The organism is Paenibacillus sp. cl123, assembly GCF_900101595.1.
GTDB lineage: Bacteria > Bacillota > Bacilli > Paenibacillales > NBRC-103111 > Paenibacillus_G.
The window spans coordinates 1-6,004 of sequence record NZ_FMYY01000047.1; the positions used below are offsets into that span (position 1 = coordinate 1).

Here is a 6,004-nt window from a genome sequence, read left to right on the forward strand (position 1 = left end):
ATATTTTCGTAGCCTTCAATAAGAAAATGAAAAATCCGAAGGCCGCCGTGGAATATTTGGACTGGATGGTGGAAAAGGGCTGGAAAGCGTTGGTGAACGGGGAAGAAGGCGTTCATTACAAGGATGTCAACGGAGTGGCTCAAATGCTGGATGCAGAGAAGTATAAGAAGGAAGTATCGTATGCGGGCGAATATGCCGTTGTTCGGGATGCGAAGTTTTCACCCGAGGATCTGCTCGTGAAGGCGGCGCCTGACGAGATCTCCCAGAAGCTGGCGGCATTGAGCCGGCAGGGATTGGAGACGGCGGCCAAAAACCGGTTCCGACGGGATATCCCGTATCAACCAAGTTTTACAGAGCTGAACGATATTCAGACGGCGCTGAAACCGTTTATCGAAGAGGTTCGCGCGAAAGTGACGATGCAGGGCAGCCAATATACGGCGGCATGGGGACTGGAGGAAATTCGCAAGGAATGGAAGCGCCTCGGCGGAGAGGCGGTAGAAGCCAAGGCGCAGGAATGGTACGAGGCGAACAAAGCCAACTTCTAAATAAGCAATAGGGATGGTCAAGCGGGACAGACCTCGACTATCATGAAACGATTTCAAGATAGGCAGAGGATCTGTCTCTCCCTCAATAACGATAAGCGAGAGGAGCATATATGATGTCGACGAGTAAGCGGAATGAAAAAGCAAGAATGGTTCGTTTAGCCATGTTTATGGTCATATTATTGTTATTCCAGACTGTGATTCCTGCCAGCCTTGCCGGGACTGCGCAAGCGACTGCGTTGAATGGGACTGAATCAATCGATTCCAACGACAACCTTATTGCCAACGGAGGTTTTGAGACAGGTTTATGGTCAACCAGAGCGGGAGCAAGCCTGGATACGACGGTTAAACATAGCGGCAATCAAAGCGCGAGCATGACTGCCGCTGCGACGACACAGTATCTTGGAAGCGCTTTGATACCTGTAGAATCGAACAGCATCTATGAGCTGTCAGCCTGGATCAAGTCATCCGGTATTTCTGTTTCTAATGCAGTAAGTGTAAACGCTTTAATGGTTGATGCTAATATGAACACAATAGGTTGGTACAACACGATGAAGCTGATTGGGACCGGAGGCAGTCAGGATTGGACGGAATATAAAACGGAGCTGAGCCAATTTGCACCCGGGACGTCCTATATTCGCATATATGTCAGGTTGGATGGCAATGTGAGCGGTTCCGTATGGTTTGACGACATTGGATTGAAGATATCCGACAATATGCTGGTTAATGGCGGCTTTGAGTCCGGGTTATGGTCGCCCAGAGTAGGGGGGAATTTGGATACATCTGTGAAACGAAATGGCAACCAGAGCGTGAGGATGACGGCGGCCACGACGACACAGTATTGGGGAAGCGTATTGATTCCTATACAATCGAACGAAGTGTATACGTTGTCGAGCTGGATCAAAACATCCGGCATATCGGTTTCCGATGCCGTAAGTGTAAACGCTTTAGTGATTGATGCCAATATGAATTCACTGGGCTGGCACAATACGATGAAGCTGATTGAGACCGGAGGCAGTCAGGATTGGACGGAGTATACGACAGAGCTCAGCCGATTTGCGGTCGGGGCAGCCTATATTCGCTTGTATGTCAGACTGGACGGCAATTCGGGCGGTGATGTTTGGTTTGACGACATCGTATTCAAGCCAAAGGACTTTGTTATTGGTGTCAATGGACCAACGGGAAATATTTTTTCGGCCAATGAACCAACGATCTTAAGTCTGATGCTGAAAAATGCCACAAACCGGAACAAGCAAGTTCAAGTGGATTATGGTGTAAAAGATTCCGAAAATAACTTGATCCTAACCGGAAGCTTTGATACGGATGTCGACATGCGAGGGGTAGCGGTTCAAGAACTGGACTTCTCGGCTATCGATCGTTACGGCGTATATACATTAGAGATAACGGTAACAGGCGACAATGGCAATATGAATGAGCAGGCGAGCTTCCCGTTCAGCAGGGCGCCGGTACCGGGCGAAAGTACGCCGGACAGTATATTCGGCACTGCGATTCATCTGCTTAATAAAACCGATGCCAATTATGTCGACACCTATCTTACCCAGATCGCACAGACAGGAATCCAATGGATCAGGGATGACGCAAGATGGATAGTTGCTGAAACGGTGAAGGGGCAGATCAGCATTCCCCCTGCTTGGGATATGTTTGTAGATACTGCATTGTCCAAGGGCATCAGTCCTTTGTTTATTGTCGATTATGGAAATCCGTTTTACGATGATGGCAAGGCGCCCCATACCGATGAAGGAATTGCAGCTTATGCCCGTTATGCGGGCGAACTGGCTGAACACTTCCTGGGCAGGGTAGACCACTTTGAAATATGGAATGAATGGAATATCGGAGGAGGCAACCCGGATCGTCTTTCGCCGGAGGCGTATGCCAAGGTGCTCAAAGCGGCATATGCCGCCATCAAGGCGGTTAATCCCGATGCGGTAGTTATAGGCGGTGTCACGTCGGGGGCGGATGCAGGCTGGATCAGCAGAGTATTGGCGGCAGGCGGCTATGATGATATGGATGCCGTATCCGTTCATCCCTATACCTATCCGATCAACCCGGATGATGGAGGATTCGTAGCCAGTCTGCAATCGATAAAAAATCTATTCCAAACCTATGGCCCTGCCAAGCCGATTTGGGTGACCGAAATAGGCTGGCCGACCAGTGAAAGTTTGACTAGAGGCGTAAACGAGCTAACGTCGGGAGCCAATGTCGTGAAGACGTATACTCTGGCACTGGGCAGCGGCCTTGCAGATAAGGTTTTCTGGTATGATTTTAAGAATGACCCCAAACCGCCGACTAGTCTTGAGGGCCATTTCGGTCTGGTCAGAGGAGAGCATGAAGGTACGACCTGGTCTGCAAAAGAGAACTATGTGGCTTATCGCGCGCTTACCAACATGCTTGCAGGAGCGGAGTTTGTGCAAGCCTATGCCGCTGGCGATCAGGTCCAGGCTTACCGATTCTATCGCAACTCGGACCAAAAAGACGTGCTTGTGTTATGGAGTAAAGGCGATGCCAAAAATCTCTCGTTAACCCTCGGTACTCCCGCTGCGGTATCGTATGATTTGTTTGGCAATGGCAGTGATATAACCGCAGACAGCAATGGCAGCATCATTTTGCCGATCTCGGAAGTTCCGACGTACGTAGAAGGAAACTTCGCTCATCATATAGAGGTCAAGGATCCTTATCATGTCCGGGTCAATCCTCAATTGCAGGAAACGCTGGAAGGAAAGCAATGGCACGTCAGCATTAGCATTGACAACAATATGAATACGGGAATATCCGGGGAGATTCAATTATCAGGTTCTTCGCCATGGGATCAGGCGAGCGAGAAAAAAATGTTTACCGCCGCGGCCAATCAAACGGCAACCATTACGTACGCTTTTCCGGGAGAGCCTGAGCCAAAGCTGTATAATTTGCAAATTCAAACCACATTGGATGGTGGAGTCAGCGCTGTTGTTGAGCGGAAAATCAGTTTCCTCGCTGCACAGCAAACTGCTGATGCACCTGTCATCGACGGAGTGCTGTCGCAGGGCGAATGGTCCGATGCGATGCCCATCCTCATCGATCAAACCTCGCAGGTGCAGATGACGGACTGGGGGGGAGTCAACGATCTCAGCGGTTCGGGTTATATCCAATGGGATAACGATTATTTCTATTATGCGGTTGCGATAAAAGATGATGTTCATGTTCAGGCTGGTACGAACGGCGATATTTGGAGAGGGGACAGCATCCAGTTTACTGTCGATCCCGGCAGAAAGTCGGGGGCAGCCGATCTTGGATATAATGAAATCGGCATTGCTTTGAATTCGAACACTTCCAATGTCGTTGTCTGGAGATGGACTGCCGCCTCGGGCGTTTCAAGCCTGAGCAACGTTCAAGCTTCGGTTATACGGGACGACAACAGCAACACGACCACCTACGAAATGGCGATTCCATGGGACGCATTATTGCCGGTTGGCGTGACGGCAGTCTCTGGCACGGATTTGGGATTTGCCATGCTCATCAACGATAACGACGGTTCAGGCAGACGCGGCTGGATGGAGTATATGGGCGGTATTGGCTTGAGTAAAGACCGCAGTGCTTTCGGGGATTTGCTGCTGGTTCCGCTTGATGTGGAGATGACAAGTGAAACTGCTCCACAGAAGCCGATTATATCCGACAACAACGGGCATGATACAGGATTATTGGACGGCAATTATGAGATCACTATGCATATGTGGTGGGGAAATAACGGTTCGTTGTACCAATTGTATGAAAATGATGTCCTGATCGATAGTCAGTTATTGTCCGAAAACTCTCCGCACGCCCAGACGGCGGTTACATCGTTAACCGGTAGATCGAACGGCATTTATCGTTATGTTGCAAAGCTTACTAACGAATCCGGTACGACAGGAAGCGACGAGTGGGTTGTTCAAGTCAATGATGCATCGCCAGGAAAACCGATGTTGTCGGATAATAATTGGGATGGAGACGGGAACTTCAACCTGAGCATGAATATGTGGTGGGGAACGAACGGGACAACTTATCAACTGTACGAAAACGGTGTGTTGATCGATACTCAATCGCTGTCCGAACAGACGCCGCAAGCGCAATTCGCCGTAACAGCAATCCGTGACAGACTGGCAGGCACGTATGAATATCGCTGTGAATTGTCAAACAGTGCCGGGACCACATCAAGTGAGACAACAACAGTGACAGTCCTTCATTAATCGCTAGGGTTCCTAAATACAGGGACTTCTTCCGCAATGTTAATGCGGGAGGAGTCCTTATGACTTGCCATCAGGAGCATCTCCTCAAAAAATAGACACTTCCGCAAAAAGTAGAGATTTCGGATATCCTTTGCGGCATGTTACGTTAGAGGGAGTTCGGCATATATGCGCTGAAGAATTCTTTATCGCAGTCTCATCCGGGGCAGCCATGTTATATTATGATTCAGGAGGTCGAGCTACGATGAAAACAAGACATAGGCATATAACTGCCTTTGCCGCCGCTGCATGCCTGTTTGTGGGGACGGGGTTGACTGGCTGTTCGAATTCGGGGGCGTTTGAACCCTCAACATCGACTGGGGTTAAACCGTCTGCAACGGCGACTGCGGATCCGTATGCCGATCTGCCGAAAGCGGTCAGCATCTCCGTGTTCGACCGGGGGGCCGTATCCAGCGATGAGGGGACTTATGAAAACAATCGATGGGTGAAATGGATCCGGGAGCAATCCGGGATTGACGTTACGATGGTGCCCGTTCCCCGTAACCAGGCTCAAGACAAGCTGAATGTGCTCATCGCTTCGAATCAGGCGCCGGATCTGATCTGGGAGTACGATCGGGCTTATATCGGCAAGCTGATTACTCAAGGCGCGCTGCAGCCGATCGACGCTTATATCGAGCAGTACAGCACATCCTACAAAAAATATTTGCAGGAGCATCCCGAGTTGTTGCCTTACCTGACCTTCGACGGCCAAATGTATGCGGTCGCGACCGCTCGGACGACAGATGGCATCGCCAATCATGGTCTGTGGATCCGGCAAGATTGGTTGGATAAGCTGGGCCTCAAGACGCCAATAACGATGGACGAACTGATCGATGTGGCAAAGGCGTTCAAGGAGCAGGATCCGGACGGTAACAATCTGGACGATACAACGGCGCTGGTAGGCAGCACGGTTTTTGACAGCTATGCGGCGATGAACGCGGCGATCAGCAATCAGTGGTACCTCGAGGACGGCAGAATGAAATACGGGGCAACGCTTGACCGGTTCGGAGATGCGATGGATCTGGAGAAGCAAATGTATGAAGCTGGGCTAGTTGACAAGGAATATTTGACGGACAAAAACTTTCAGCGGGCTATCCAACTGTGGACGACGGGCAAAGCGGGCATCTTCGCCGGCAGCTGGGGCGGCAGCGCGATGGAAAAACATATCCGGAATATGCTGAAGAATGAGCCGAAAGCCAATCCGGT

2 protein-coding genes and 1 pseudogene are annotated in these 6,004 nt (G+C 50.2%); all 3 read left to right on the forward strand.

Annotated elements, in window-relative coordinates:
- Nucleotides 1–545: pseudogene (locus BLR08_RS31390) on the forward strand (hypothetical protein); the annotation flags it as partial.
- Between the two features lie 113 nt (nt 546–658).
- Nucleotides 659–4,762, forward strand: coding sequence for a carbohydrate binding domain-containing protein (locus BLR08_RS30430; protein ID WP_072338320.1), 4,104 nt, complete (start codon nt 659–661; stop codon nt 4,760–4,762).
- A gap of 241 nt (nt 4,763–5,003) precedes the next feature.
- Nucleotides 5,004–6,004, forward strand: a 1,001-nt coding sequence (locus BLR08_RS30435; protein ID WP_143014507.1) for an extracellular solute-binding protein, incomplete at its 3' end; no start/stop codon positions are given.

Excerpts from the sequence above, each read along its gene's own strand:
- BLR08_RS30430 (WP_072338320.1), top strand. The coding sequence starts at position 659 with ATGTCGACGAGTAAGCGGAATGAAAAAGCAAGAATGGTTCGTTTAGCC.